Source organism: Hydrogenophaga aromaticivorans (assembly GCF_013387465.1).
Taxonomy (GTDB): Bacteria; Pseudomonadota; Gammaproteobacteria; order Burkholderiales; family Burkholderiaceae_C; genus Hydrogenophaga; species Hydrogenophaga aromaticivorans.
Genome location: NZ_VYGV01000006.1, coordinates 812,664 through 836,306, shown reverse-complemented (window position 1 = coordinate 836,306; position 23,643 = coordinate 812,664). Strand labels below are relative to the sequence as shown.

Here is a 23,643-nt window from a genome sequence, read left to right as displayed (position 1 = left end):
CATGACCGCTTTTCACCAGAACATCACCATTCTCGGGTCGACCGGATCGATCGGTACCAGCACGCTGGATGTGATCGCCCGCCATCCCGACCGCTACCGGGTGTATGCCCTCACCGCGGCCACCCAGGTGGAAATCTTGCTCCAGCAGTGCCAGGTTTTTTCCCCGCGCTACGCCGTGATGGCCAGCGCCCCCCATGCCGCGCAACTGGCCGCCCGCGTGAAAGCGCTGGGCTTGCCGGTTCAGGTGCTGGCGGGCGACCGAGCGCTGTGCGAAGTCAGTTCCGACCCCGAGGTGCACGCCGTGATGGCGGCGATTGTGGGGGCGGCCGGACTGGCCCCCAGCCTCGCCGCGGCGCAGGCCGGCAAGAAGCTGCTGCTGGCCAACAAGGAGGCCCTGGTGGTGGGCGGTGAGCTGTTCATGCGGGCGGTGCGCGAGGGCGGGGCGACGTTGTTGCCCATCGACAGCGAGCACTCGGCGGTTTTCCAGTCGCTGCCCGAAGATCACGCCACCTGGGAACGCCGGGTGGAAAAGATCGTGCTCACGGCTTCCGGTGGGCCGTTCCGCCAGCGTGATCCGCAAACCCTCCATCTCGTCACACCCGAAGAGGCCTGCGCCCACCCGAACTGGGTCATGGGACGCAAGATCTCGGTGGATTCCGCGACCATGATGAACAAGGCGCTAGAGGTGATCGAGGCCCGCTACCTGTTCGGTCTGGCGCCAGCGCAGATCGAGGTGGTGATCCACCCGCAGAGCGTGATCCACTCCATGGTGCAGTACCACGACCGTTCGGTGGTGGCACAACTGGGCACGCCCGACATGCGTGTGCCCATTGCCTATGGGCTTTCCTGGCCCGAGCGCATCGCGTCGGGTGCTGCGGCGCTTGATTTTTCGACCTTGGGCGCACTCAGTTTCGAGAAACCGGACGACCAGCGCTTCCCCGGTCTGCGACTGGCCTGGGAGTCTCTGGCCGGTCCGGTCGGCACCACCGCCGTGCTCAACGCGGCCAATGAGGTGGCCGTGGCCGCGTTTCTCGACCGGCGACTGCGCTTTGACCAGATTCACGCGGTCAACCATGCAACTTTGGGCGCCATGAGCCCCTCCAAGCCGGTGGGCCTGGGTGATCTGATGGCCATCGATGCCGAGGCACGCGCAGTGGCTGGGACGGTGGTTGCACGTTGCGCGGCCTGACCGAAGTTCCTGACGGTCGCGGACACCGGCGGTCGGTGTCGTCCCTGAACAAGCTTGTCCCTGTCATTGCAGGACCCTGCCCATGTTGACCCTGATCGCTTTTGTGGTGGCCCTCGGCCTGCTGATCACCGTGCACGAATACGGGCACTACCGGGTGGCTGTGGCCTGTGGCGTGAAAGTGCTGCGTTTCTCGGTCGGTTTCGGCAAACCCCTGCTGCGCTGGCAACGCAAGGGTAGCCCGACCGAGTTCGTGCTGTGTGCGCTGCCCCTGGGCGGTTATGTGCGCATGCTGGACGAGCGCGAAGCGCCGGTGGACGCCGCCGAGCGCCATCTCGCATTCAACACCCAGCCGCTGAAGTCGCGCGCCGCCATCGTGGCAGCGGGGCCGGTGGCCAACCTGTTGCTCGCCGTGCTGTTGTATGCGGTGGTGAACTGGTCGGGTGTGGAAGAGCCCAAGCCGGTGCTGGCGGCGCCGGTGGCCGGTTCGCTGGCGCAACAGGCGGGGCTGCAAGGCGGCGAGTGGGTTTCACAGATGGGCGCGGGTAGCGATTCCGAGCCGGTTGCCGTGTCGTCGTTTGAAGATCTGCGCTGGCAATTGACACAAGCGGCTCTGTCGGGCGAAGACATGACGCTGTGGGTGGCGCGCGGAGAGGGTGAGCCCGCGCACGCCATCACCTTGCCCCTGAGCACGCTGGACGTGCGCGATGCCGACGCGAGCCTGTTCCGGCGCATCGGCATCCTGGCGCCCTGGACCGCACCCCAGCTGGGCGAGATGCTGCCGGGCGGCGCAGGCGAAGCCGCCGGCTTGCGCGTGGGCGATCTGGTGCTGCAGGTGGACGGCCGAGCGGTGGCCGATGGTCAAAGCCTGCGCACCCTGATTCGCGAAGCGGTGGGCCCGCAGGGGGAGCCGCGCGAGCAACAGTGGCTGCTGCAGCGGGGTGCCGAACGCCTGACCTTGCCGGTGCGGCCGAAACCCGAGCAGATCGAAGGCGCCTGGGTCGGGCGCATTGGTGCCTACGTGGGTGCTGCGCCCGCCATGACCCTGGTGCGCCATGGGCCGGTGGACGGTTTGTGGCTGGGCGCCGTGCGCACGTGGGAGGTTTCCTGGCTCACGCTCAAGATGATGGGGCGCATGGTGATCGGCGAGGCCTCGATCAAGAACCTCAGCGGCCCTTTGACGATTGCCGACTACGCGGGCAAATCGGCCAGCCTGGGCCTGACTTCCTATCTGTTGTTTCTGGCGCTGATCAGCGTCAGCCTGGGGGTGCTCAACCTGTTGCCGCTGCCGGTCCTCGATGGAGGGCACCTGATGTATTATCTTTGGGAGGGTGTGACCGGGCGCAGCGTGTCTGACGTCTGGATGGAGCGCCTGCAGCGCGGTGGTGTTGCGATTCTTCTGGCGTTGATGTCCGTCGCCTTGTTCAATGATGTGGCCCGCTTGGCAGGCTGAACGTTTATCCTCATGAAAATAATCACAAACAGACTGCGTGGCTTGTCGTTCACAGCGGCAGCGTCCCTCTTGCTGACGGCCTTGCCCGCATGGGCGGTGGACCCGTTCACCCTGCGCGACATCCGCGTCGAGGGCCTGCAACGTGTGGAGCCCGGCACCGTGTTCGCCTCGTTGCCATTCCGTATCGGCGAGCAGTACAACGATGAAAAGGGCTCCACGGCGATCCGCTCGCTGTTTGGTCTGGGCCTTTTCAGCGACGTTCGCCTGCAGGTCAACGGTGATGTGCTGGTGGTGATCGTCGAAGAACGTCCCACGGTGGCCGATGTGAGCTTTTCCGGCATCAAGGAGTTTGATGCCGAGGTGCTCAAGAAGTCCCTGCGTGACGTCGGTCTGGCCGAAGGACGGCCTTATGACAAGGCGTTGGCCGATCGTGCCGAGCAGGAACTCAAGCGCCAGTACATCAACCGCAGCATGTACGCCGCTCAGGTCGCCACCACGGTCACGCCGGGCGAGCGCAACCGCGTCAACCTGAACTTCAGCGTGATCGAGGGCGATGTGGCCAAGATCAAGGACATCCGCATCGTTGGCAACCAGGCCTTCAGTGAAGCCACCCTGCGCAACCTGTTTGATCTGGATACCGGTGGCTGGCTGAGCTGGTACACCAAGTCCGACCGCTATTCGCGCGCCAAGCTCAACGCCGACCTCGAGAACTTGCGTTCGCACTACCTGACACGTGGCTACCTGGAGTTCCGGGTCGATTCGACCCAGGTGGCCATCTCGCCCGACAAGCAAGACATGTCGGTCACCATCAACATCACCGAAGGCAATCGTTTTGTGGTGTCGTCGGTGGCCTTGCAGGGCGAGTACCTGGGCAAGGAAGAAGAGTTCAAGTCGCTCGTCAGCCTGAAGGTGGGCGAGGCCTACAACGCCGAAGACGTGAGTCGCACAGTCAAGGCGTTCACCGACTACTTTGGTGGGTTTGGCTACGCTTTCGCACAAGTCGAAGCCGCGCCAGAGATCGACCGTGTCAACAACCGGGTGGCGTTCGTGTTGCGCGCCCAGCCGTCGCGCCGCGTCTATGTGCGCCGCATCAATGTGGAAGGCAACAACCGCACGCGCGACGAAGTCATCCGCCGCGAGTTCCGTCAGCTCGAATCGGCCTGGTACGACAGCGACCGCATCCGCCTGTCGCGCGACCGGGTGGACCGTCTGGGCTTTTTCACCGAGGTCGGGATCGATACCGAGCCCGTGCCCGGCACCAATGACCAGGTGGACCTGACGGTGAGCGTCGCAGAGAAGCCGACCGGCAACCTGTCCATCGGCGCTGGTTATTCCCAGGCTGACAAGCTGTCATTCCTGGCCAGCATCAAGCAGGAGAACGTGTTCGGCAGTGGCAACTACCTGGGACTGGACCTCAACACCAGTGAGTTCAACCGCCAGTTCGTGCTGAGCACCACCAATCCGTATTTCACGGCGGACGGCATTTCCCGCACCTTCGACCTGTACTACAAGACCACGCGCCCCTACGACGCCCAAGGTGGTGACTACGAGATCTCCACCCCCGGTGTCGGTGTGCGCTTCGGGGTGCCATTCACCGAACGCGACACCGTCTACTTCGGTGTGGGTGCCGAGCGCGTGAAGGTCGATGAAGGCGATCAATTGCCCGAAGCCTACCGTGGCCAGGGCGGAACCTACCTGCCGGCCACCATTGGCTGGGCCCGCGACGAGCGCGACAGTGCGCTCGTGCCGTCCGACGGCCGTTTGCAGCGTTTCAACACCGAATTTGGTCTGGGCAGCGACAAGCGCTATGTCAAGCTGAGCTACCAGTTCCAGCAATACGTTCCCTTGACGCGCCAGTACACGCTGGCCTTCAACACCGAGCTGGGTGTCGGCAAGGGCATGGGCGGAGAGCCTTTTCCGGTGTTGCGCAACTTCTACGGCGGCGGCCTTGGTTCGGTTCGTGGCTTTGAGCAAGGCACCCTGGGCCCCACGTCGGCGGTCATCGGATCCACCACGGGTGAGACCGTCAACATCGGTGGCGCGCGCAATTTTGTGGCCAATCTGGAGTTCATCGCACCCTTCCCGGGCGCGGGCAACGACCGCACCTTGCGCTGGTTCGGCTTTGTCGACGTGGGCAACGTGTTTGGCGAATCGCAGAAAGTGGACTTCGGCGAAATGCGGGCCTCCGTTGGTGTGGGCCTGAGCTGGATCTCGCCCATCGGCCCTCTGCGTTTTGCCTATGCCAACCCTGTGCGCAAGTTCGACGGGGATAGAATCCAGAAATTCCAGTTTCAGATCGGAACGTCCTTTTGATGAACAAGTTTCCTCGGCTCTTTTTGCACGGGTTGCTGTCGGTTTTTCTGATGGCGGCCGCAGGGTCGTCTGTGTCGGCTCAGGAAGTTCGGATCGGCGCCGTCAACCTGGACTCGATTGTCCGGGACTCGGCGTTGGCCAAATCCCTGACGGCAAAACTGGAGCAGGATTTCTCACCGCGTGAGAAAGAGATCCAGGCCCTCGGTGTTCAGCTGAAAAGTTCTTCTGAGAAGTTTGAACGCGAAGCACCGACGCTGCCCGAGGCGCAGCGGATCACCCGCCAGCGCCAGCTGGTGGAGCAGGATCGCGAATTCCAGCGCAAGCAGCGGGAGTTCCAGGAAGATCTGGCCCTCCGGAAGAGTGAAGCCCTTCAACAAGTGGTTGATCGGGCCAATCGTGCGCTCAAGAAGGTCGCCGAGGCTGAAAAATACGACCTGATCATCCAGGACGCGGCCTATATCAACCCGAAGCTCGACATCACGGCCAAGGTGATTGATGCTTTGAACAGCGCCAAATAAGGCGCCGCGGGGTTGACGATGTCGAGATCCCTGGGGTCTATTGTTGAGGCCCTGGGTGGTCAGTTGCACGGCGACGCCCATGCGCTCATCCAGCGGCTCGCACCTTTGTCCACGGCGGGCACGCACGACCTCGCGTTCGTGGCGCAGGCCCGATACGCCAGCCAGATCGAGACCACCCGCGCATCGGCGCTGATCGTTCCACCGGCCTTGCAGGCCGTGGCCGCTCTTCGTGGTGCCTGCATCGTGACGGACGATCCCTACCTCTACTTTGCCCGTCTGACCCAGTGGTGGCGGGCGCAGCACGAACCCCGACCCGAACCCCGGATCGATCCGCTGGCCAGCATCCACCCCGACGCCTTGATCGGCGAGGGCGTGGACATTGCAGCTTTCGTGACCGTCGGACCCGGTGCCCGCATCGGTGCCGGTGCGCGTCTGGGTTCACACACGGTGATCGGCGCGGGCGCCATGGTCGGAGAGCAGTCATTGCTGCACCCGCGTGTCACCCTGGGCGAACGTTGCAGCGTGGGTGAACGCTGCGTGCTGCACCCAGGAGTGGTGATTGGTGCCGATGGATTCGGCTTTGCGCCTCACAAAGGTCAGTGGGTCAAGATCGAGCAGCTGGGCGCGGTGCGCATCGGAAACGATGTCGAGATCGGCGCCAATACCTGCATCGACCGTGGTGCGCTGGACGACACCGTCATCGAAGACGGCGTCAAGCTCGACAACCTGATCCAGATCGGCCACAACGTGCACATCGGGGCGCACTCGGCCATGGCCGGTTGCGTGGGGGTGGCGGGCAGCGCCACCATCGGTGCCCACTGCACCGTGGGTGGTGGTGCGGTGGTGCTCGGGCATCTGACCCTGGCCGATGGCGTGAACATCTCGGCGGCTTCCGTGGTGACGCGCTCCATTTCCAGGCCTGGTCACTACACCGGCATGTTTCCCATCGACGACAATGCGAGCTGGGAAAAGAATGCCGCCTCCCTCAAACAACTCAACCGCCTGCGCGAACGGCTCAAGGCCGTGGAGCAGGCCATCGAACAAGCGACCCAAGTGACGCCCAAGCCATGATGGACATCCACCAGATTCTCAAGAAGTTGCCACACCGTTATCCGTTCCTGCTGGTGGACCGTGTGCTCGAACTCGAACCGGGCAAGCGCATCAAGGCGCTGAAGAATGTGACCATGAACGAGCCCTTTTTTGAAGGGCACTTTCCGCACCGGCCCGTGATGCCCGGTGTGCTCATGCTCGAAGCCATGGCGCAGGCAGCCGCCTTGCTGGCCTTCGAAGTGGTGGGCTCGGTCCCCGATGAAAAGTCGGTCTATTACTTCGCCGGCATTGACGCGGCGCGCTTCAAGCGCCCGGTTGAACCGGGCGACCAGCTGATCATGGACGTGACGCTGGAGCGCATGAAGGCCGGCATATTCAAGTTCAAGGGTGTGTGCACCGTGGACGGCAAGATGGTCTGCGAAGCCGAACTGATGTGCACCATGCGCACCGTCGCCTGAGCGCAGCGGAGATCAGTTCGTGACAAAGATTCATGCCACGGCGCTGGTGGACCCGGCGGCCGAGATCGATGGCACGGTCAGCATCGGTCCTTACACCGTCATCGGCCCGCATGTGAAGATCGGTGCGGGCACCACGGTGGGCGCGCATTGCGTCATCGAAGGTCGCACCACCATTGGACGGGACAACCGCATTTTCCAGTTCAACTCGCTGGGTGCGGTCCCGCAGGACAAAAAGTACGCTGGTGAACCCACTGAGCTCACCATCGGCGACCGCAACACCATCCGCGAGTTCTGCACCTTCAACCTGGGTGTGCCCGGTGCGGGTGGCGTGACCAGCGTGGGCCATGACAACTGGATCATGGCCTACACCCACATCGCCCACGACTGCCACGTCGACAACCACACGACCCTGGCGAACAACACCACGCTGGCCGGGCACGTGCACCTGGCCGACTGGGTCACCGTGGGTGGCCTCACGGGTATCCACCAGTTCGTGTCGGTGGGCGCGCACGCCATGATCGGTTTTGCCAGCGCGGTGTCGCAGGATGTGCCGCCTTTCATGCTGGTGGATGGCAATCCGCTGGCGGTGCGTGGCTTCAACGTCGTGGGTCTGCGTCGCCGCGGCTTCTCGCCCGAGCGGGTTGCCGCCGTGAAACTGATGCACAAGCTGCTGTACCGCCAGGGCCTCACCCTGGAGCAGTCACGCAGTGGCATCGAGGCGTTGGCGAGCGACCTGCCCGAGGCGGCACCCGATGTGGACATGATGAACCGCTTTCTCGCTTCTGCGACCCGCGGCATCGCCCGCTGACGGTTTGTCGTTCCCATCCATGGAAGCAGGGCAACGCCGGTTTGCGATGGTGGCTGGCGAGACGTCCGGCGATCTGCTCGCCGGCCTCTTGCTGAAGAGCATGCGCCAGCGCTGGCCCGATCTGGTGGCCGGAGGCATTGGCGGCCCGCGCATGGTCGAGCAAGGATTTGACGCCTGGTGGCCGAGCGACCAACTCGCCGTTCGGGGCTACCTGGAGGTGCTGCCCAAGCTGCTGGGTATTCTGCGCATCCGTAAACGCTTGCGCGAGCGCCTGCTGGCACAGCAGCCCGCGCTGTTCATCGGCGTGGATGCGCCCGATTTCAATTTTGGACTGGAAGCCGACCTCAAGGCCGCGGGCGTGCGTACCGTGCATTTCGTCTGCCCCTCTTTCTGGGCCTGGCGGCCTGAGAAGATCGAAAAGGTGCGGCGCGGGGCCGACCATGTGCTTTGCATTTTTCCGTTTGAGCCGGCCCTGCTGGCCGAACACGGCATCGCTTCCACCTACGTGGGCCATCCGATCGCGCACATGATCCCCATGGTGCCCGATCGCGCCGCCGCCCGGCGCCAGCTGGGCTTGCACGACGAGGACTGCGTGGTGGCGATTCTCCCGGGCAGCCGGGCATCAGAGGTGCAGTACCTCGCCGAGCGGTTTTTTGCGGCCGCGGTCGCGATGCTCAAGGCCCGGCCAGGGCTTCGTTTTGTCGTGCCGGTGGTACCGGCGCTGCGCGAACGCATCGCCCACTTGGCGGCGGCCAGCGGTCTGGGTGACGCACTGGTCCTCGTTGACGGTCAATCGCACGCCGTGCTGGCCGCCTGCGATGTCACCCTGATCGCCAGCGGTACCGCCACCCTGGAAGCCGCGCTGTTCAAGCGGCCGATGGTGATCGCCTACAACATGAACCGCCTGTCCTGGCACATCATGCGCCGCAAACAATTGCAGCCCTGGGTGGGTCTGCCGAACATCCTGTGCGGCGAATTCGTCGTGCCCGAGCTGCTGCAGGACGCGGCAACGCCCGAGGCACTGGCCCGCGCCACGCTGGACTGGCTGGACGCTCCCGACAAAGTCACCGCCTTGCAGGCGCGGTTCGCTGAATTGCATCAAACCTTGCACCGTGACACCGCCCAACTCGCGACCGATGCGATCGAAAAAGTTCTTCAAAGCTGAACAGGCCTCCCTGGTCTGGGACGTGCCCGGTCTGGTGGCCGGCGTGGACGAGGCCGGGCGCGGCCCGCTGGCCGGTCCGGTGGTGGCCGCGGCCGTGATCCTGGACGAACGCAAACCCATCAGGGGCCTGGCCGACTCCAAGCAGCTCACCGCCAAGCGGCGCGAAAAGCTCTACGACGAAATTCGCGCCAAGGCGCTGTGCTGCAGCATCGCGATGGCCTCGGTGGAGGAGATCGACCGCCTCAACATCCTGCAGGCCACAATGCTCGCGATGCAGCGCGCGGTGCAGGGGCTGCGTCTCAAACCGAACAAGGTGCTGGTGGATGGCAACCGCCTGCCGGCGCTGGACGTGTTGGCAGAAGCGATTGTGTCTGGCGATGCGCTGGTGCCCGCCATTTCGGCGGCCTCGATCCTCGCCAAAGTCACGCGCGATCGCCTGCTGGAGGAGCTGCACCTGCAGCATCCGGAATACGGGTTCGATCGTCACAAAGGTTATGGCACCGTGGTCCACCTGCAGGCGCTGCAAACCCACGGCGCCTTGCCCGAACACCGCCGCTCCTTTGCACCGGTCGCGCGCGTGCTGGCCACCACCCAAGCCAAGCCATGAACGCCCCCACCGCCATCACCTCGCGCGACAACCCGCTGCTCAAGCGCCTGCGTGTACTCGCACAAGACAACGCCGCCTACCGCAAGCAGGGCCAGGTCTGGCTGGAGGGCGATCACCTCTGCCGCGCGCTGCTGGCCCGGGGACTCCGGCCGGTCACCGCCGTTTTTTCCGAGACGTTCTGGCGCCAGGCGCCGCACGATCTGCGCGATGCGGCCGACCACATCGTCACCGTTCCCGATGCGCTGATGGCCGGCATCAGCGGTCTCGAGTCCCCGGCGGGTGTGGGTTTTGTCTGGGAACTGCCCCAAGCGGCTGCGCTGCAGAGCGGTGCCGCAGCGGTGGTGCTGGACCGGTTGCAGGACGCGGGCAACGTGGGCTCCATCCTGCGCAGCGCAGCGGCCATGGGCTTTGCCCAGGTGCTGGCGCTCAAGGGCACGGCGGCGCTGTGGTCGCCCAAGGTGTTGCGCGCCGGCATGGGCGCGCACTTTGGACTGCACCTGGTGGAGGGGCTGTCGGTGGACGATCTGGCCGGCCTGTCGGTGCCGCTGCTGGTGACCAGTTCGCACCAGGGCGATTTCCTGCACAGGGCCCGGTTGCCCTGGCCCTGTGCCTGGGTGCTCGGGCACGAAGGGCAGGGCGTGAGCCCGGCTCTGGAAGCGCTCGCAACGCAAAAGGTGCGTATCGCCCAGCCAGGCGGCGAAGAGTCGCTCAACGTGGCGGCGGCGGCGGCGATCTGCCTGCACGCCAGCGCGGCCGGGCGCTGAAACCGGGTTACCCGCCTGCACGAGCCCTGAAACATGCCCGTTTTCGGGGCGTGGTGAGGCGAATCGCAGAGGGTGAGCGGCTATAATTCCGGGGTTTACCCGCAATCGACGCAACCCGCTGCGTCCGCCCCGGCTTCCTGCCCAGGTTCCCCGTCCTTTCCCCCGGCTGCGACCCGTTCGCGGCGCTCCGGGAGCGGGCGCGAATCTTCCCCGGTTGATTCCCATGGCGGGCGCGGTTGCGTCCAAAAAATCTCTGGAGAAAACCGTGCTTCCCGTCCATCCGAAAGCCCTTCTCGCGCTCGCCGACGGCACGGTCTTTACAGGCATTTCCATCGGTGCAACCGGCCAGACTTCGGGCGAAGTGGTGTTCAACACCTCGCTCACCGGCTACCAGGAAATCCTGACCGATCCGAGCTATTGCCAGCAAATCGTCACGCTGACCTACCCACACATCGGCAACACCGGTGTGAACCGTGAAGACGTGGAGGCCTCGCGCATCCACGCCGCTGGCCTGATCATCAAAGACCTGCCCCTGCTCGCGTCCAACTTCCGCAGCACCGAGACCCTGTCCGAATACCTGCAGCGCGAGGGCACGGTCGCCATTGCCGACCTGGACACGCGCGCGCTCACGCGCCGCCTGCGCACCCACGGCGCGCAGAACGGTTGCATCGTGGCGCTGGCCGCTGGTGAAGCCCTGACCGAGGCGCACCGCGCCCTGGCCATCGCTGCCGCCAAGGCCGCGCCCAACATGGCGGGCCAGGATCTGGCCAAGGTCGTGTCGGCCGAAGCGCCCTACGCCTGGACGCAAACCGAGTGGCAACTCGGCTTCGGCTACGGCGAGCAGATCGCGCCGAGGTTCCACGTCGTCGCCTACGACTTCGGCGTCAAGCACAACATCCTGCGCATGTTGGCCCAGCGCGGTTGCAAGATCACCGTCGTGCCGGCGCAGACGCCCGCGGCCGACGTGTTCAAGCTCAAGCCCAGCGGCGTGTTCCTGTCCAACGGTCCCGGCGACCCGGAACCTTGCGACTACGCGATCACCGCCACGCGCGAGATCATCGAGAGCGGCGTGCCCACCTTCGGCATCTGCCTGGGCCACCAGATCATGGCGCTGGCCAGTGGTGCCAGGACCTTCAAGATGAAGTTCGGCCACCACGGCGCCAACCACCCGGTTAAAGACCTGGACAACGGCCGCGTGAGCATCACCAGCCAGAACCACGGTTTCGCGGTGGACGAGAAGAACCTGCCGGACAACCTGCGCGCCACGCACGTGAGCCTGTTCGACGGCACGCTGCAGGGCCTGGCACGCACCGACAAGCCGGCTTTCTGCTTCCAGGGACACCCGGAAGCCTCGCCCGGCCCGCACGACATCGGTTACCTGTTCGACCGCTTTATTGCGCTCATGCAAGACCGCGTGCCCGCCTGATTCCCACCAAGGTCATTCCATGAAGCTCTTCAGTTTTCCGGTGTTTGCGGTGGAGAAGGCGGTTGCCAAGCGCATGCTGACGCTGGAGGCGCCGCACAAGGACTGGTTTGCCCAGCGCTGGGCGCAGAAGCCCTACCGCAAGGCCTTCGTGGAGAACAAGGCCATGCCGCTGGTGACGCTGCTGGCCAAGGGCAAGACCTGGGACGACGAGACCTTCAACACCGAAATGACCGCCTGGGACGCGCTGTTCTACCCGGCCGAAATCGAGGTGTTGCGTCCGATGATCGAAGGCGACGGCCTGCTGCAGCTGATGCAGAAAAACGTGCCTGCCGAACGCGTGCAGGCGCTGCTGAACAAACTGGAAACCCAGCGCCAGTCCTGAGCGGACCGCGCAACGACACACAAGCGAACCATGCCCAAAAGAACAGACATCCAGACCGTGCTCATCATCGGCGCCGGCCCGATCATCATCGGCCAGGCCTGTGAGTTCGACTACTCCGGCGTGCAGGCCTGCAAGGCGCTGCGCGAAGAGGGCTACAAGGTCGTGCTGATCAACAGCAACCCCGCCACGATCATGACCGACCCGGCCACGGCCGACGTCACCTACATCGAGCCCATCACCTGGCAGACGGTGGAGAAGATCATCGCCAAGGAGCGCCCGCTCACGGCCGGTGGCTTCGCGATCCTGCCGACCATGGGCGGCCAGACCGCGCTCAACTGCGCGCTCGACCTCTGGCACAACGGTGTGCTCGAGAAGTACAACGTGGAGCTGATCGGCGCCACGCCGGAAGCCATCGACAAGGCCGAGGACCGCCTGAAGTTCAAGGACGCCATGACCAAGATCGGTCTGGGGTCCGCGCGCTCGGGCATTGCCCACAGCATGGAAGAGGCCTGGGGTGTGCAGAAGACGGTGGGCTTCCCGGTCGTTATCCGCCCCAGTTTCACGCTCGGCGGTACCGGGGGTGGCATCGCCTACAACCCGGAAGAGTTCGAAACCATCTGCAAGCGCGGTCTGGAAGCCTCGCCCACCAACGAGCTGCTGATCGAAGAGTCGCTGCTCGGCTGGAAAGAGTACGAGATGGAAGTGGTGCGCGACAAGGCGGACAACTGCATCATCATCTGCTCGATCGAAAACCTCGACCCGATGGGCGTGCACACCGGTGACTCCATCACCGTGGCCCCGGCCCAGACCTTGACCGACAAGGAATACCAGATCCTGCGCAACGCCTCGCTGGCCGTGCTGCGCGAGATCGGCGTCGACACCGGCGGCTCCAACGTGCAGTTCTCCATCAACCCGGCCGATGGCCGCATGGTGGTGATCGAGATGAATCCGCGCGTGTCGCGTTCGTCGGCGCTGGCGTCCAAGGCCACCGGTTTCCCGATCGCCAAGGTCGCGGCCAAGCTGGCCGTGGGCTACACGCTGGACGAGCTGCGCAACGAGATCACGGGTGGCGCCACGCCGGCGTCGTTCGAGCCCAGCATCGACTACGTGGTGACCAAGATCCCGCGTTTCGCCTTCGAAAAATTCCCCACCGCCGACAGCCGCCTGACGACTCAAATGAAGTCGGTCGGCGAGGTGATGGCCATGGGCCGCACCTTCCAGGAGTCGTTCCAGAAAGCCCTGCGCGGCCTGGAAGTCGGCGTGGACGGCATGAACGAAAAGACCCAGGACCGCGAGACCCTGGAGCGCGAGCTGGGCGAACCCGGCCCCGAGCGCATCTGGTACGTGGGCGACGCGTTTGCGGCCGGCTGGACGCTGGCCGAGGTGCACCAGTTCACCAAGATCGACCCCTGGTTCCTGGTGCAGATCGAAGAGATCGTGAAGATCGAACTCCAGCTGGAGCAGACCAGCCTGGACGCCATCGACGCGGACACGCTGCGTGGCCTGAAGAAAAAGGGCTTCTCGGACCGCCGCCTGGCCAAGCTGCTCAAAACCACCGACGCCGCCGTGCGCGCGCGCCGCATCGCGCAGAACATCCGCCCGGTCTACAAGCGCGTGGACACCTGCGCGGCCGAGTTTTCGACCGACACCGCCTACCTGTACTCCACCTACGAAGGCAACGGAGACGGCGAGTGCGAAGCCGAGCCAACGAACAACAAGAAGATCATGGTGCTGGGCGGCGGCCCCAACCGCATCGGCCAGGGTATCGAGTTCGACTACTGCTGCGTGCACGCCGCGCTGGCCATGCGCGAAGACGGGTACGAGACCATCATGGTCAACTGCAACCCGGAAACCGTGTCCACCGACTACGACACCAGCGACCGCCTGTACTTCGAGCCGCTGACGCTGGAAGACGTGCTGGAGATCGTGGACAAGGAAAAGCCCACCGGCGTGATCGTGCAGTACGGCGGCCAGACGCCCTTGAAGCTCGCGCTCGGCCTGGAGGCCGCGGGCGTGCCCATCATCGGCACCAGCCCCGACATGATCGACGCCGCCGAAGACCGTGAACGCTTCCAGAAGCTGCTGCACGAACTGAAGCTGCGCCAGCCGCCCAATGCCACAGCACGCGCAGAACCCGAAGCGCTGGAGAAAGCCGCCGCCCTGGGCTACCCGCTGGTGGTGCGCCCCAGCTATGTGCTGGGAGGCCGCGCGATGGAAATCGTGCACGAGCAGCGCGACCTGGAGCGTTACATGCGCGAGGCCGTGAAGGTGAGCAACGATTCGCCGGTGCTGCTGGACCGCTTCCTGAACGACGCCATCGAGTGCGATGTGGACGCGATCCGCGACCACACCGGCCGCGTCTTCATCGGTGGCGTCATGGAACACATTGAACAGGCGGGCGTGCACAGCGGCGACTCGGCCTGTTCGCTGCCACCGTACTACCTCAAGCAAGCCACGATCGACGAGCTCAAGCGCCAGACCGCGGCCATGGCCCAAGGCCTGAACGTGATCGGGCTCATGAACGTGCAGTTCGCCATCCAGGAAGTGGACGGCCAGGACGTGATCTACGTGCTGGAAGTGAACCCGCGCGCTTCGCGCACGGTGCCTTTCGTCTCCAAGGCCACGGGCATCCAGCTGGCCAAGGTGGCCGCGCGCTGCATGGCCGGTCAGTCGCTGGACGCGCAGGGCATCGGCGCCGAGGTGAACCCGCCGTACTTCAGCGTGAAAGAGGCCGTGTTCCCGTTCGTCAAGTTCCCCGGTGTGGACACCATTCTCGGCCCCGAGATGAAGTCCACCGGTGAGGTCATGGGCGTGGGCAGGACCTTCGGCGAAGCATTCGTGAAGAGCCAGCTCGGCGCTGGCACCAATTTGCCTCGGCCTAAGAAGGCCGACGGCAGCCCGTCGGGCAAAGTGTTCCTGACCGTGAAGAACGGCGACAAACCGCGCGCGGTGGAAATCGCGCGCGCGCTGGTGGCCATGGGCTTCGAGCTGGTGGCCACACGCGGCACCGCTGCGGCCATCGCCGCGGCCGGCGTGCCTGTGGTCACGGTCAACAAGGTCACCGAAGGCCGCCCGCACATCGTGGACATGATCAAGAACGGCGATATCAGCCTGGTCATCAACACGGTGGAAGAGCGCCGCAACGCCATCGCCGATTCGCGCGCGATCCGCACCTCGTCGCTGCTGGCCCGCGTGACCACTTTCACCACCATCTTCGGCGCCGAAGCGGCGGTCGAGGGCATGAAGTACTTGGACAGCCTGGGCGTGATTTCGGTGCAGGAGATGCACGCGCAACTGACCGCCTGACACGGGGTCATCCCGGTTGATTCCCGGTTGCCCACCGGGGCATAATGTCACCCTACACCGCCGACCGGCAACGCTCGGCGGTTTCCTTTTGTACCTAGCGGGCCGCCGTGCCCGTTTTTGCCGAGACTCTGGAGCGTTCACATGTCCACCTTTCCGATCACCAAACGCGGCTCAGAAAAGCTCAAGGAAGAGTTGCAGCGGCTGAAGACCGTGGACCGCCCCTGGGTGATCAACGCGATCGCGGAGGCGCGGGCCCAGGGCGACCTGAGTGAAAACGCCGAATACGACGCGGCAAAAGATCGCCAGGGTTTCATCGAAGGCCGGATCGCCGAAATCGAGAGCAAGCTGTCGACGGCCCAGATCATCGATCCGGCCACCGTGGACGCTGGTGGCCGCGTGGTGTTTGGGGCGACGGTGGACCTGGAAGATGTGTCCAATGGCGCGGCCCTGACCTACCAGATCGTGGGCGAAGACGAGGCCGACCTCAAGCTCGGCCTGGTCAACATTGGCAGCCCGATCGCACGCGCCATGATCGGCAAGGAGGAAGGCGACACCGCCGAAGTCCAGACCCCGGGTGGTACGCGTCGCTTCGAAATCGTGGCCGTGCGCTACGCCTGATGCCCATGCAGCGGCTGGCGGTGTTCATCGCAGCGCTCTGGTGGGGTGGCATCTCGGGCCTGAGCTTTGTGGCCGTGCCCACACTGTTCGCCAGCCTGGGCAGTCCCGCTGTGGCCGGTCCCGTGGCTGCGAAGCTGTTTTCCCTGCAATGCTGGGCTGGACTGGGTCTCGGTCTGGCGTTGTTGCTGATCCTGCGCCGCCAACGCTCGATGGGCCACTTTCCACTGGCCGGTGAGGCCGGGGATCCAGCGAAACTGCTGGTCATGCAGCGCGTGCTGGCCACCATGGGCTTCGTGCTGGCGGCCATGTTGCTGGCCTTGCTGCAAGAGTTCGGCGTGGCGCAGAAGATCGTGACGGCCCGCGCCACCGGCGGCGACCTGCGCATGTGGCACAGCCTGGGCACGCTGATGGTGCTGGGGCAGTGGCTGTGTGCCGGCGCCGTTCTCTGGCGCAGTTCCAGGTAACCCCCCGCGCCGCCTGCGGCGTCACCACCCAGGGGGCGGCATTGGTGACCCGGTCAAGCCGGTTCCGCGGTGCCCTGGGCTTAAGCCCTATCGCGCCGGAGAGGCTTACTTCGTCCGTTCAGCCGATTCCAAGGTATTGACCATCAGCATCGTGATGGTCATGGGGCCGACGCCACCGGGCACGGGGGTGATGTAGCCCGCCACTTCCTTGACGCCCGCGAAGTCCACGTCGCCGCAGAGCTTGCCTTCGTCGTTGCGGTTCATGCCCACGTCGAGCACCACGGCACCGGGCTTGACCATGTCGGCGGTCAGCACGTTGCGTTTGCCCACGGCCGCCACGATCACGTCGGCCTGCAACGTCATGGCCTTGAGGTCTTTCGTGCCGCTGTGGCAGATGGTGACGGTGGCGTTCTGCTGCAGCAGCATCAGCGCCATGGGCTTGCCCACGATGTTGCTGCGGCCGATCACCACCGCGTGTTTGCCTTTGAGGTCGTAACCGATGCTCTCCAGCATCTTCATGCAGCCATAGGGCGTGCAGGGCCAGAAGCCGGGCATGCCGGTCATCAGGGCGCCGGCACTGGCGATGTGAAACCCGTCCACGTCCTTGGCGGGCGAAATCGCTTCGATCACTTTCTGCGCGTCGATGTGCGCCGGCAGGGGCAGTTGCACCAGGATGCCGTGGATCGTGGGGTCGTTGTTGAGCGCGTCCACGCGGGCCAGCAGCTCCGCTTCGCTCATGCTCGCGGGCCAGGTCTCCAGCACCGAGTGCATGCCGGTGTCTTCACAGGCCTTGACCTTGTTGCGCACGTAAACCTGCGAGGCCTGGTTGTCGCCAACCAGAACCACGGCCAGCCCGGGTGTGATGCCTTTAGCCTTGAGGGCGGTCACGCGCGCGGCGACATCGGCGCGCAGTTGGCGGGAGAGGGCGTTGCCGTCGATCAGTTGAGCGGTCATGGCGTTTGGGATGGAGTGGTTTTGAAACGGAAACGCCCGCCGGTGAGGGCGGGCGTCGATGGCTATGTTGGGGTGTCTGTCAGGCTTTGGCCGGTGTCTGACCCAGGGCAATTTTCAGCAGGTCGGCCACGGTGTTGGCACCAAGCTTTTCCATGATGTTGGCGCGGTGGGCTTCTACCGTCTTGATGCTGATGCCCAGATCGTCGGCGATCTGCTTGTTCAGTCGCCCGGCGACGATGCGCTCCAGCACCTGGGCTTCGCGACCGGTCAGCTTGGAGAGCAGGGCGTCGCGGCTGGCGGCCTGCTGGTGCGTGGCGAAGGCGTCCTTGGCCGTTTCCAGCATGCGCTCGACCAAGGCAACCAGCTGGTCTTCCTTGAAGGGTTTCTGGATGAAGTCCAGCGCGCCCTTTTTCATCGATTCCACGGCCATGGGCACGTCGCCGTGGCCGGTGATGAAGACGATGGGCAGCGGCGACTGGCGTTCGATCAGCTTTTCCTGCAGTTCCATGCCGGTCATGCCACCCATGCGGATGTCGGCGATCAGGCAGGCGACTTCGCGGGCATCGTAGCGGCTGAGAAAGGCCTCGGCCGATTCGAAGCAGCGGACCCGGTAGTCCTTGCCTTCGAGCAGCCACTGCAGGGAGTCGCGCACGGCTTCGTCGTCATCGACCACGTAAACGTTGCCTTTTTTGGGGATCAAACTCATCTCGCTCTTTCTGTATCCGTCAACGACGCGGAAGGTGCAGAGGGTGCCGTGTTTTCCGCCAGGAGCCTGGAGTGCACCGGGATCCAGAAGCTGAAGCAGCAGCCCACCACCTCTTCGCCATTGTAGATGTTCTGTACCTGCATCCTGCCGTGGTGCGACTCGACGATGCTGCGGCACAGTTTCAGGCCGATGCCCATGCCTTCGCTCTTGGTGCTGTAGAAGGCTTCGTAGATGCGCTCGATCATTTCGTCGGGCACGCCGTTGCCCGAGTCGCGCACCGAAAACTCCACCACTTCTTCGTCTTCCAGGCGGCGCGGGCCCACGCGCAGTTCCACGTAGCGTTCGCCCGGTGGGCGTCCCGCCTGGGCAATCGCCTCGCCGGCGTTCTTGAGCAGGTTGATCAGCACCTGCTCGATCAGGATCGGGTCGACCATCAGGCTGGGCAGGCGCGCGGCCACATAGGGCGAGAGGCGCACCTGCTGACGGCGCAGTTCGATGTCGGCCAGCTCGATCGCGTTGCTCACCATCTGCGCCACGTCGGACGGCATGGGGTTGGGTTCGCTGCGTTTCACGAAGGCCCGGATGCGCTGGATGATCTGGCCAGCCCGCTGTGCCTGACGCGAGGTTTTCTCCAGCGCACTGAGCAGCTCTTCGTTGCTGATGCGCTGCTCGTTCAGGCGCGAGATCATGCCGTTGCAGTAGTTGCTGATGGCGGTGAGTGGCTGGTTGAGCTCGTGCGCCACGCTCGACGCCATTTCACCCATGGTGATCAGGCGGCTGGCGGTCTGAGCACGCTCGTTTTGTTTGGCGGCCTGGGCCTCGGCATTGCGGCGCGGGGTGATGTCGCTGGCAATGACCATCTGCGCCAGACGCCCGTCCACCCAGGTGAGATAACGTGTTCGCACCTCCAGCCAGCGGTCGAGTTCTTCGGCAAACACCTCGGCGTTTTCCGAACCCGCATCGGTCAGCGTTTCGGTGGGCATGCCAGCGAAAGCGTCGACCGCATCGCCGTCGTCCGGGCTCGGCGATGGCTGGGTGCCGGCCAGGTCGACCAGGTGCCGGTGGCCCTGGCCGCGGGTGCCGAACCACAGGCGGTACATCTTGTTGGCGAACAGCATTTCGTCGCTCCCCAGCGGCGCGACAGAGACCGCGGAGTCCAGGCTTTCCAGCACGGTCGTGAAGCGTTCGTAAGAGGCCGAGAGTTCTTCGCGGATGCGCTTGGGCTCGGTGATGTCGGTCATGGACGTCATCCAGCCGGTCTGGTGACCCTTGGGGTCGATCAGCGGCGAAACGTACATGCGGGCGTCGAAGATGCTGCCGTCGCGCCGTTGCACACGCACCTCGAAACCGCCCGGCGTGGAGCGGCCGCTGAGCTCGTCTTCCAGGCGGGCGGCGAGCTGGTCGTGGTCTTCGTCGGGCCAGTAGGGGAAGGGCGCGGTGCGGCCCACCAGCTCACCCTCGGTCCAGCCCGTCATGGAGCAGAAGGCCGGGTTCACATAGGTGATGCGGCCTTGCAGATCCAGCGCCCGCATGCCGGTCAGCATGGAGTTTTCCATCGCACGGCGGAAGTTGGTCTCGGCCACCAGCGCCTGCTGCGCCTGCACACGCCGGCGCGTGTGGCGCCAAGTGCCGAGCAGCATCCAGACCGTGAGCGCGCTGAGCGCACCGATGACCCAGAAGAAGCCGCTGCCGACGATGTCCTGCGAGGTGCGGTAACCCTGCGCCTTCAGGATCAGCCCGTTGCCGACCGGTGACACCGGCACTTCGTGTTCCAGCGGCTGAGACGACCAGGGCAGCAGGCGCAGCACGGTGTTGGGCGACTGCAGGCTGCCGGCGAGCACGCGCTGGCGGTCGTCGATCAGGGCCACGGCGTAGCGCGCCATGATCTCGGGCGGAATGCCGAAGCGCAGCAGGCCATCGACCGAGTATTCGCCCATCACCGTGCCGGCGAAACGGCCCTGTTCGGTCAACGGCACCTGCAGCATCAGCGTGGCCTGGCGCGGATCTTCACCCAGGGGCCGCGAGTAGATGGGCTGTCGCAGGTCGCGCGCCAGGTCAAACGATCCATCCGATTCGTTGGGGGCGAGCGTGCTCCCGGGCAGCCGGACCAGCGCGGGCGGCGCGCTGGGCGATGCGTAGGTGGTCAGGACATGGCGACGACCGTCCACCCAGCTGACGGCCAACAGCTCCGGGAACTGGCTGATCAGGTTTTCGGCCTGGAATTCAAACTCTTCGCTGCTGATTTCCTTGTTGTCGACCTCGCGCGCCAGGCGCATCAGCTGTTCCTGGCGCTCCAGCAGGCGCAGGCGCAGGCGCTGCTGCGCGTATTCCACGTCGCGGGTGACGGCTTCCTGCTCACGCTCCAGTTCTTCATAGCGCAGGTAGGTGATGGCCACCACGATGGCCGACAGAAACAGCAGCACGGCCAGCAAAGGTGCCAGGGTGGCAAAGCGGTCCTGGCGGGATGGTGGCAAGCGAAGCCACCACTGGCGCATCAAGCCCAATGGGGATCGTTTGTCCGGGTTCGGGGTAGGGGTATGGGGGGCTGGCGGCATGGGTGTTTGAGTCTACGTGAGCTGACACGCCACCGCTCTCAACGCTCTGAAGAAATGCCGCGAGAGACAACAAAATCCTGGTTTCATAAATTTCACAATGTAGAAAAGAAAAGCACATATTGAAATTATCCAGCCGATGTGCAAAAATTCGCCACAGAGCGGAAGGCCCGCTTTAAGCTTGATTTCAAACCAACAGGAGACAGACATGTCAGCGTCCGACGCTCTCAATGACCGTGGTGTGGGGGACATCGATTCCCAGGAAACCCGCGAATGGATGGAGGCGCTGGCCGCCGTGATTCAACGGGAGGGTCCCGAACGTGCCCACTTCCTGCTGGAGCAATTGCTGGAAGAAGCGCGCCAGAACAGCATCGACCTGCCGTTCTCTGCCAACACCGGTTACGTCAACACGATCGAGAGCACCGAAGAAGCCCGTTGCCCGGGCAACATCGAGATCGAAGAGCGCCTGCGCGCCTACATGCGCTGGAACGCGATGGCGATGGTCGTCAAGGCCAATCGCCACAACCCCGAAGACGGCGGTGACCTGGGCGGTCACATCGGCTCGTTCGCCTCGCTGGCCCACATGTTTGGCGCCGGTTTCAACCACTTCTGGCACGCCGAGAGCGAAAACCACGGCGGCGACTGTCTCTACATCCAGGGCCACGTGTCGCCCGGCGTCTATGCGCGCGCCTACCTCGAAGGCCGCCTGACCGAAGAACAGCTGCTGCACTTCCGCCAGGAGGTGGACGGCAAGGGTCTCTCCAGCTACCCGCACCCCAAGCTGATGCCCGAGTTCTGGCAGTTCCCCACCGTGTCCATGGGCCTGGGCCCGCTGATGGCGATCTACCAGGCGCGCTTCCTGAAATACCTGCACGCCCGTGGCATCGCCAACACCGAGAACCGCAAGGTCTGGGTGTTCTGCGGCGACGGTGAAATGGACGAGGTCGAGTCGCTGGGCGCCATCAGCCTGGCCGCGCGCGAAAACCTCGACAACCTGATCTTCGTGGTGAACTGCAACCTGCAGCGCCTGGACGGTCCGGTGCGCGGCAACGGCAAGATCGTGCAGGAACTCGAAGGCGAGTTCCGCGGTTCCGGCTGGAACGTGATCAAGCTGCTCTGGGGCTCCAATTGGGACCCGCTGCTGGCGCGTGACAAGGACGGCGCCCTGCGCAAGATCATGATGGACACGCTGGACGGTGACTACCAGGCCTTCAAGGCCAACGACGGCGCCTACGTGCGCAAGCACTTCTTCGGCCGCGATCCCAAGGCGCTGGAACTCGTCTCGCACATGAGCGACGACGACATCTGGAACCTGCGCCGTGGTGGCCACGACCCGCAGAAGGTCTACGCCGCGTACCACAAGGCCGTCAACCACAAGGGCCAGCCCACCGTGCTGCTGATCAAGACCGTCAAGGGCTTTGGCATGGGCAAAGCTGGCGAGGGCAAGAACACGGTGCACCAGACCAAGAAGCTGACCGACGAAGACATCAAGATCTTCCGCGACCGCTTCAACCTGCCGATCCCTGACAGCGAGTTGCCCAAGATCCCGTTCTACAAACCGGCCGATGACACGCCGGAGATGAAGTACCTGCACGAGCGCCGTCAGGCCCTGGGCGGCTACCTGCCCAAGCGCCGCGTGAAGGCCGACGAGAGCTTCACCGTGCCTTCCATCGAGACCTTCAAGGCCGTGATGGAACCCACCGCGGAAGGCCGTGAGATCAGCACCACGCAGGCCTACGTGCGCTTCCTGACGCAGCTGCTGCGCGACCAGGCCCTGGGCCCGCGCGTGGTGCCCATCCTGGTGGACGAGGCCCGCACGTTCGGCATGGAGGGTCTGTTCCGCCAGATCGGCATCTACAACCCGGCTGGCCAGCAGTACACCCCGGTCGACAAAGACCAGGTCATGTACTACAAGGAAGACAAGGCCGGCCAGATCCTGCAGGAAGGCATCAACGAGGCCGGCGGCATGAGCAGCTGGATCGCCGCGGCCACCAGCTACAGCACAAGCAACCGCATCATGGTGCCGTTCTACGTGTACTACTCGATGTTCGGCTTCCAGCGCATCGGTGACCTGGCCTGGGCGGCCGGCGACATGCAGGCACGCGGCTTCCTGCTGGGCGGCACCTCCGGGCGCACCACGCTGAACGGCGAAGGCCTGCAGCACGAAGACGGCCACAGCCACATCCTGGCCGGCACGATCCCGAACTGCATCAGCTACGACCCGACCTTCGCACACGAAGTCGGCGTGATCCTGCACCATGGCCTGAAGCGCATGGTGGAGAAGCAGGACAACGTGTATTTCTACCTGACCCTGCTGAACGAAAACTACGCCATGCCGGGTCTCACGCCCGGCACCGAAGAGCAGATCATCAAGGGCATGTACCTGTGCAAGCCGGGCGCCCAGGGTGAGCAGCGCGTGCAGCTGCTGGGCTCCGGCACCATCCTGCGCGAGAGCATCGCCGCCCAGGACCTGCTGGCCGCCGACTGGGGTGTGCAGGCCGATGTGTGGAGCTGCCCGAGCTTCAACGAGCTGACCCGCGACGGCCAGGACGCCGAGCGCTGGAACATGCTGCACCCCACCGAGCCGCAGCGTGCTCCCTTTGTGGCGCAGCAGCTGGAGAAGCACGCCGGCCCGGTGGTCGCGTCCACCGACTACATGAAGAACTACGCCGAGCAGATCCGCCCGTTCATGCCCAAGGGCCGTTCGTACAAGGTGCTGGGCACCGACGGCTTTGGCCGCAGCGACTTCCGCAGCAAGCTGCGTGAGCACTTCGAGATCAACCGCCACTACATCGTGGTCGCGGCCCTGCGCTCGCTGGCCGATGAGGGCAAGCTGCCGATGGCCAAGGTGGCCGAGGCCATTGCCAAATACGGCATCAAGGTCGACAAGATCAACCCCTTGTACGCATAAAT

19 protein-coding genes are annotated in these 23,643 nt (G+C 64.6%); 16 read left to right on the top strand and 3 right to left on the bottom strand.

From position 1 onward, the window contains the following. The first annotated feature begins 1 nt into the window (after position 1). The 15 genes from ispC (at position 2) to F3K02_RS08200 (ending at position 16,518) form a co-directional block, all read left to right on the top strand. Positions 2-1,189 carry a 1-deoxy-D-xylulose-5-phosphate reductoisomerase gene (gene ispC / locus F3K02_RS08270; protein ID WP_177135000.1) on the top strand — a complete coding sequence of 396 codons (1,188 nt, stop codon included), beginning with the start codon at positions 2-4 and terminating at the stop codon, positions 1,187-1,189. Between the two features lie 82 nt (positions 1,190-1,271). Next, positions 1,272-2,639: an RIP metalloprotease RseP gene (gene rseP / locus F3K02_RS08265; protein WP_177134998.1), complete on the top strand. Its 1,368-nt coding sequence runs from the start codon at positions 1,272-1,274 to the stop codon at positions 2,637-2,639. Positions 2,640-2,651: 12 nt separating this feature from the next. Further along, positions 2,652-4,952: an outer membrane protein assembly factor BamA gene (gene bamA / locus F3K02_RS08260; RefSeq protein ID WP_177134995.1), complete on the top strand. Its 2,301-nt coding sequence runs from the start codon at positions 2,652-2,654 to the stop codon at positions 4,950-4,952. Next, on the top strand, positions 4,952-5,470 hold the full coding sequence (locus F3K02_RS08255; protein WP_177134993.1) for an OmpH/Skp family outer membrane protein: 519 nt from the start codon (positions 4,952-4,954) through the stop codon (positions 5,468-5,470). The genes bamA and F3K02_RS08255 overlap by 1 nt, the downstream gene beginning before the upstream one ends. A gap of 18 nt (positions 5,471-5,488) precedes the next feature. Continuing rightward, positions 5,489-6,541, top strand: a complete 1,053-nt coding sequence (lpxD, locus tag F3K02_RS08250; protein ID WP_177134991.1) for a UDP-3-O-(3-hydroxymyristoyl)glucosamine N-acyltransferase — start codon at positions 5,489-5,491, stop codon at positions 6,539-6,541. Beyond that, a complete protein-coding gene (fabZ, locus tag F3K02_RS08245) occupies positions 6,538-6,978 on the top strand; it encodes a 3-hydroxyacyl-ACP dehydratase FabZ (RefSeq protein ID WP_177134989.1) in 441 nt (146 codons plus the stop codon). Before lpxD ends, fabZ begins: the two co-directional genes overlap by 4 nt. Positions 6,979-6,997: 19 nt before the next feature. Continuing rightward, the gene (lpxA, locus tag F3K02_RS08240) at positions 6,998-7,786 is read left to right on the top strand and encodes an acyl-ACP--UDP-N-acetylglucosamine O-acyltransferase (protein ID WP_177134987.1); all 789 of its coding nucleotides are present in this window, start codon (positions 6,998-7,000) and stop codon (positions 7,784-7,786) included. A 19-nt stretch (positions 7,787-7,805) separates the two neighbouring features. After that, positions 7,806-8,951: a lipid-A-disaccharide synthase gene (lpxB, locus tag F3K02_RS08235; protein WP_177135431.1), complete on the top strand. Its 1,146-nt coding sequence runs from the start codon at positions 7,806-7,808 to the stop codon at positions 8,949-8,951. Beyond that, positions 8,923-9,558 (top strand): ribonuclease HII, encoded by a 636-nt coding sequence (rnhB, locus tag F3K02_RS08230; RefSeq protein WP_177134984.1) that lies wholly within the window; start codon positions 8,923-8,925, stop codon positions 9,556-9,558. Before lpxB ends, rnhB begins: the two co-directional genes overlap by 29 nt. Beyond that, positions 9,555-10,322 carry a TrmH family RNA methyltransferase gene (locus F3K02_RS08225; RefSeq protein WP_177134983.1) on the top strand — a complete coding sequence of 256 codons (768 nt, stop codon included), beginning with the start codon at positions 9,555-9,557 and terminating at the stop codon, positions 10,320-10,322. The genes rnhB and F3K02_RS08225 overlap by 4 nt, the downstream gene beginning before the upstream one ends. Before the next feature lie 265 nt (positions 10,323-10,587). Beyond that, positions 10,588-11,748 carry a glutamine-hydrolyzing carbamoyl-phosphate synthase small subunit gene (gene carA / locus F3K02_RS08220; protein ID WP_343067038.1) on the top strand — a complete coding sequence of 387 codons (1,161 nt, stop codon included), beginning with the start codon at positions 10,588-10,590 and terminating at the stop codon, positions 11,746-11,748. 19 nt (positions 11,749-11,767) lie between these two features. Continuing rightward, positions 11,768-12,130 (top strand): hypothetical protein, encoded by a 363-nt coding sequence (locus F3K02_RS08215; RefSeq protein ID WP_177134980.1) that lies wholly within the window; start codon positions 11,768-11,770, stop codon positions 12,128-12,130. Between the two features lie 30 nt (positions 12,131-12,160). Continuing rightward, complete coding sequence (gene carB, locus F3K02_RS08210; RefSeq protein WP_177134978.1) at positions 12,161-15,436, top strand: carbamoyl-phosphate synthase large subunit; 3,276 nt, start codon at positions 12,161-12,163, stop codon at positions 15,434-15,436. Positions 15,437-15,577: 141 nt separating this feature from the next. Then, positions 15,578-16,054, top strand: coding sequence for a transcription elongation factor GreA (gene greA, locus F3K02_RS08205; protein ID WP_177134976.1), 477 nt, complete (start codon positions 15,578-15,580; stop codon positions 16,052-16,054). Further along, positions 16,054-16,518 carry a DUF4149 domain-containing protein gene (locus F3K02_RS08200; RefSeq protein WP_177134975.1) on the top strand — a complete coding sequence of 155 codons (465 nt, stop codon included), beginning with the start codon at positions 16,054-16,056 and terminating at the stop codon, positions 16,516-16,518. The genes greA and F3K02_RS08200 overlap by 1 nt, the downstream gene beginning before the upstream one ends. Positions 16,519-16,623: 105 nt before the next feature. Here the strand turns inward: F3K02_RS08200 and folD are convergent, their stop codons facing one another. The 3 genes from folD to F3K02_RS08185 all read right to left on the bottom strand — a co-directional run bounded on the left by folD (position 16,624) and on the right by F3K02_RS08185 (position 20,733). Continuing rightward, on the bottom strand, positions 16,624-17,472 hold the full coding sequence (gene folD, locus F3K02_RS08195; RefSeq protein WP_177134973.1) for a bifunctional methylenetetrahydrofolate dehydrogenase/methenyltetrahydrofolate cyclohydrolase FolD: 849 nt from the start codon (positions 17,470-17,472) through the stop codon (positions 16,624-16,626). A 79-nt stretch (positions 17,473-17,551) separates the two neighbouring features. Continuing rightward, a complete protein-coding gene (locus F3K02_RS08190; RefSeq protein ID WP_177134971.1) occupies positions 17,552-18,178 on the bottom strand; it encodes a response regulator transcription factor in 627 nt (208 codons plus the stop codon). Beyond that, entirely contained in the window at positions 18,175-20,733 is a 2,559-nt protein-coding gene (locus tag F3K02_RS08185; RefSeq protein ID WP_177134969.1) for a PAS domain-containing sensor histidine kinase, read from the bottom strand. Before F3K02_RS08185 ends, F3K02_RS08190 begins: the two co-directional genes overlap by 4 nt. A 205-nt stretch (positions 20,734-20,938) precedes the next feature. Between F3K02_RS08185 and aceE the strand changes: the two genes are divergently transcribed. Next, on the top strand, positions 20,939-23,641 hold the full coding sequence (gene aceE / locus F3K02_RS08180; RefSeq protein WP_177134967.1) for a pyruvate dehydrogenase (acetyl-transferring), homodimeric type: 2,703 nt from the start codon (positions 20,939-20,941) through the stop codon (positions 23,639-23,641). The last annotated feature ends 2 nt before the right edge of the window (positions 23,642-23,643 follow it).

What these genes read in the sequence shown, in the direction of transcription:
- folD (WP_177134973.1), bottom strand. Translation starts at nt 17,472, where the DNA reads ATGACCGCTCAACTGATCGACGGCAACGCCCTCTCCCGCCAACTGCGC.
- F3K02_RS08215 (WP_177134980.1), top strand. Translation starts at nt 11,768, where the DNA reads ATGAAGCTCTTCAGTTTTCCGGTGTTTGCGGTGGAGAAGGCGGTTGCC.
- fabZ (WP_177134989.1), top strand. Translation starts at nt 6,538, where the DNA reads ATGATGGACATCCACCAGATTCTCAAGAAGTTGCCACACCGTTATCCG.
- rseP (WP_177134998.1), top strand. Translation starts at nt 1,272, where the DNA reads ATGTTGACCCTGATCGCTTTTGTGGTGGCCCTCGGCCTGCTGATCACC.
- F3K02_RS08255 (WP_177134993.1), top strand. Translation starts at nt 4,952, where the DNA reads ATGAACAAGTTTCCTCGGCTCTTTTTGCACGGGTTGCTGTCGGTTTTT.
- F3K02_RS08185 (WP_177134969.1), bottom strand. Translation starts at nt 20,733, where the DNA reads ATGCCGCCAGCCCCCCATACCCCTACCCCGAACCCGGACAAACGATCC.
- rnhB (WP_177134984.1), top strand. Translation starts at nt 8,923, where the DNA reads ATGCGATCGAAAAAGTTCTTCAAAGCTGAACAGGCCTCCCTGGTCTGG.
- greA (WP_177134976.1), top strand. Translation starts at nt 15,578, where the DNA reads ATGTCCACCTTTCCGATCACCAAACGCGGCTCAGAAAAGCTCAAGGAA.
- aceE (WP_177134967.1), top strand. Translation starts at nt 20,939, where the DNA reads ATGTCAGCGTCCGACGCTCTCAATGACCGTGGTGTGGGGGACATCGAT.
- carB (WP_177134978.1), top strand. Translation starts at nt 12,161, where the DNA reads ATGCCCAAAAGAACAGACATCCAGACCGTGCTCATCATCGGCGCCGGC.
- lpxB (WP_177135431.1), top strand. Translation starts at nt 7,806, where the DNA reads ATGGAAGCAGGGCAACGCCGGTTTGCGATGGTGGCTGGCGAGACGTCC.
- lpxD (WP_177134991.1), top strand. Translation starts at nt 5,489, where the DNA reads ATGTCGAGATCCCTGGGGTCTATTGTTGAGGCCCTGGGTGGTCAGTTG.
- F3K02_RS08190 (WP_177134971.1), bottom strand. Translation starts at nt 18,178, where the DNA reads ATGAGTTTGATCCCCAAAAAAGGCAACGTTTACGTGGTCGATGACGAC.
- ispC (WP_177135000.1), top strand. Translation starts at nt 2, where the DNA reads ATGACCGCTTTTCACCAGAACATCACCATTCTCGGGTCGACCGGATCG.
- bamA (WP_177134995.1), top strand. Translation starts at nt 2,652, where the DNA reads ATGAAAATAATCACAAACAGACTGCGTGGCTTGTCGTTCACAGCGGCA.
- F3K02_RS08225 (WP_177134983.1), top strand. Translation starts at nt 9,555, where the DNA reads ATGAACGCCCCCACCGCCATCACCTCGCGCGACAACCCGCTGCTCAAG.
- F3K02_RS08200 (WP_177134975.1), top strand. Translation starts at nt 16,054, where the DNA reads ATGCCCATGCAGCGGCTGGCGGTGTTCATCGCAGCGCTCTGGTGGGGT.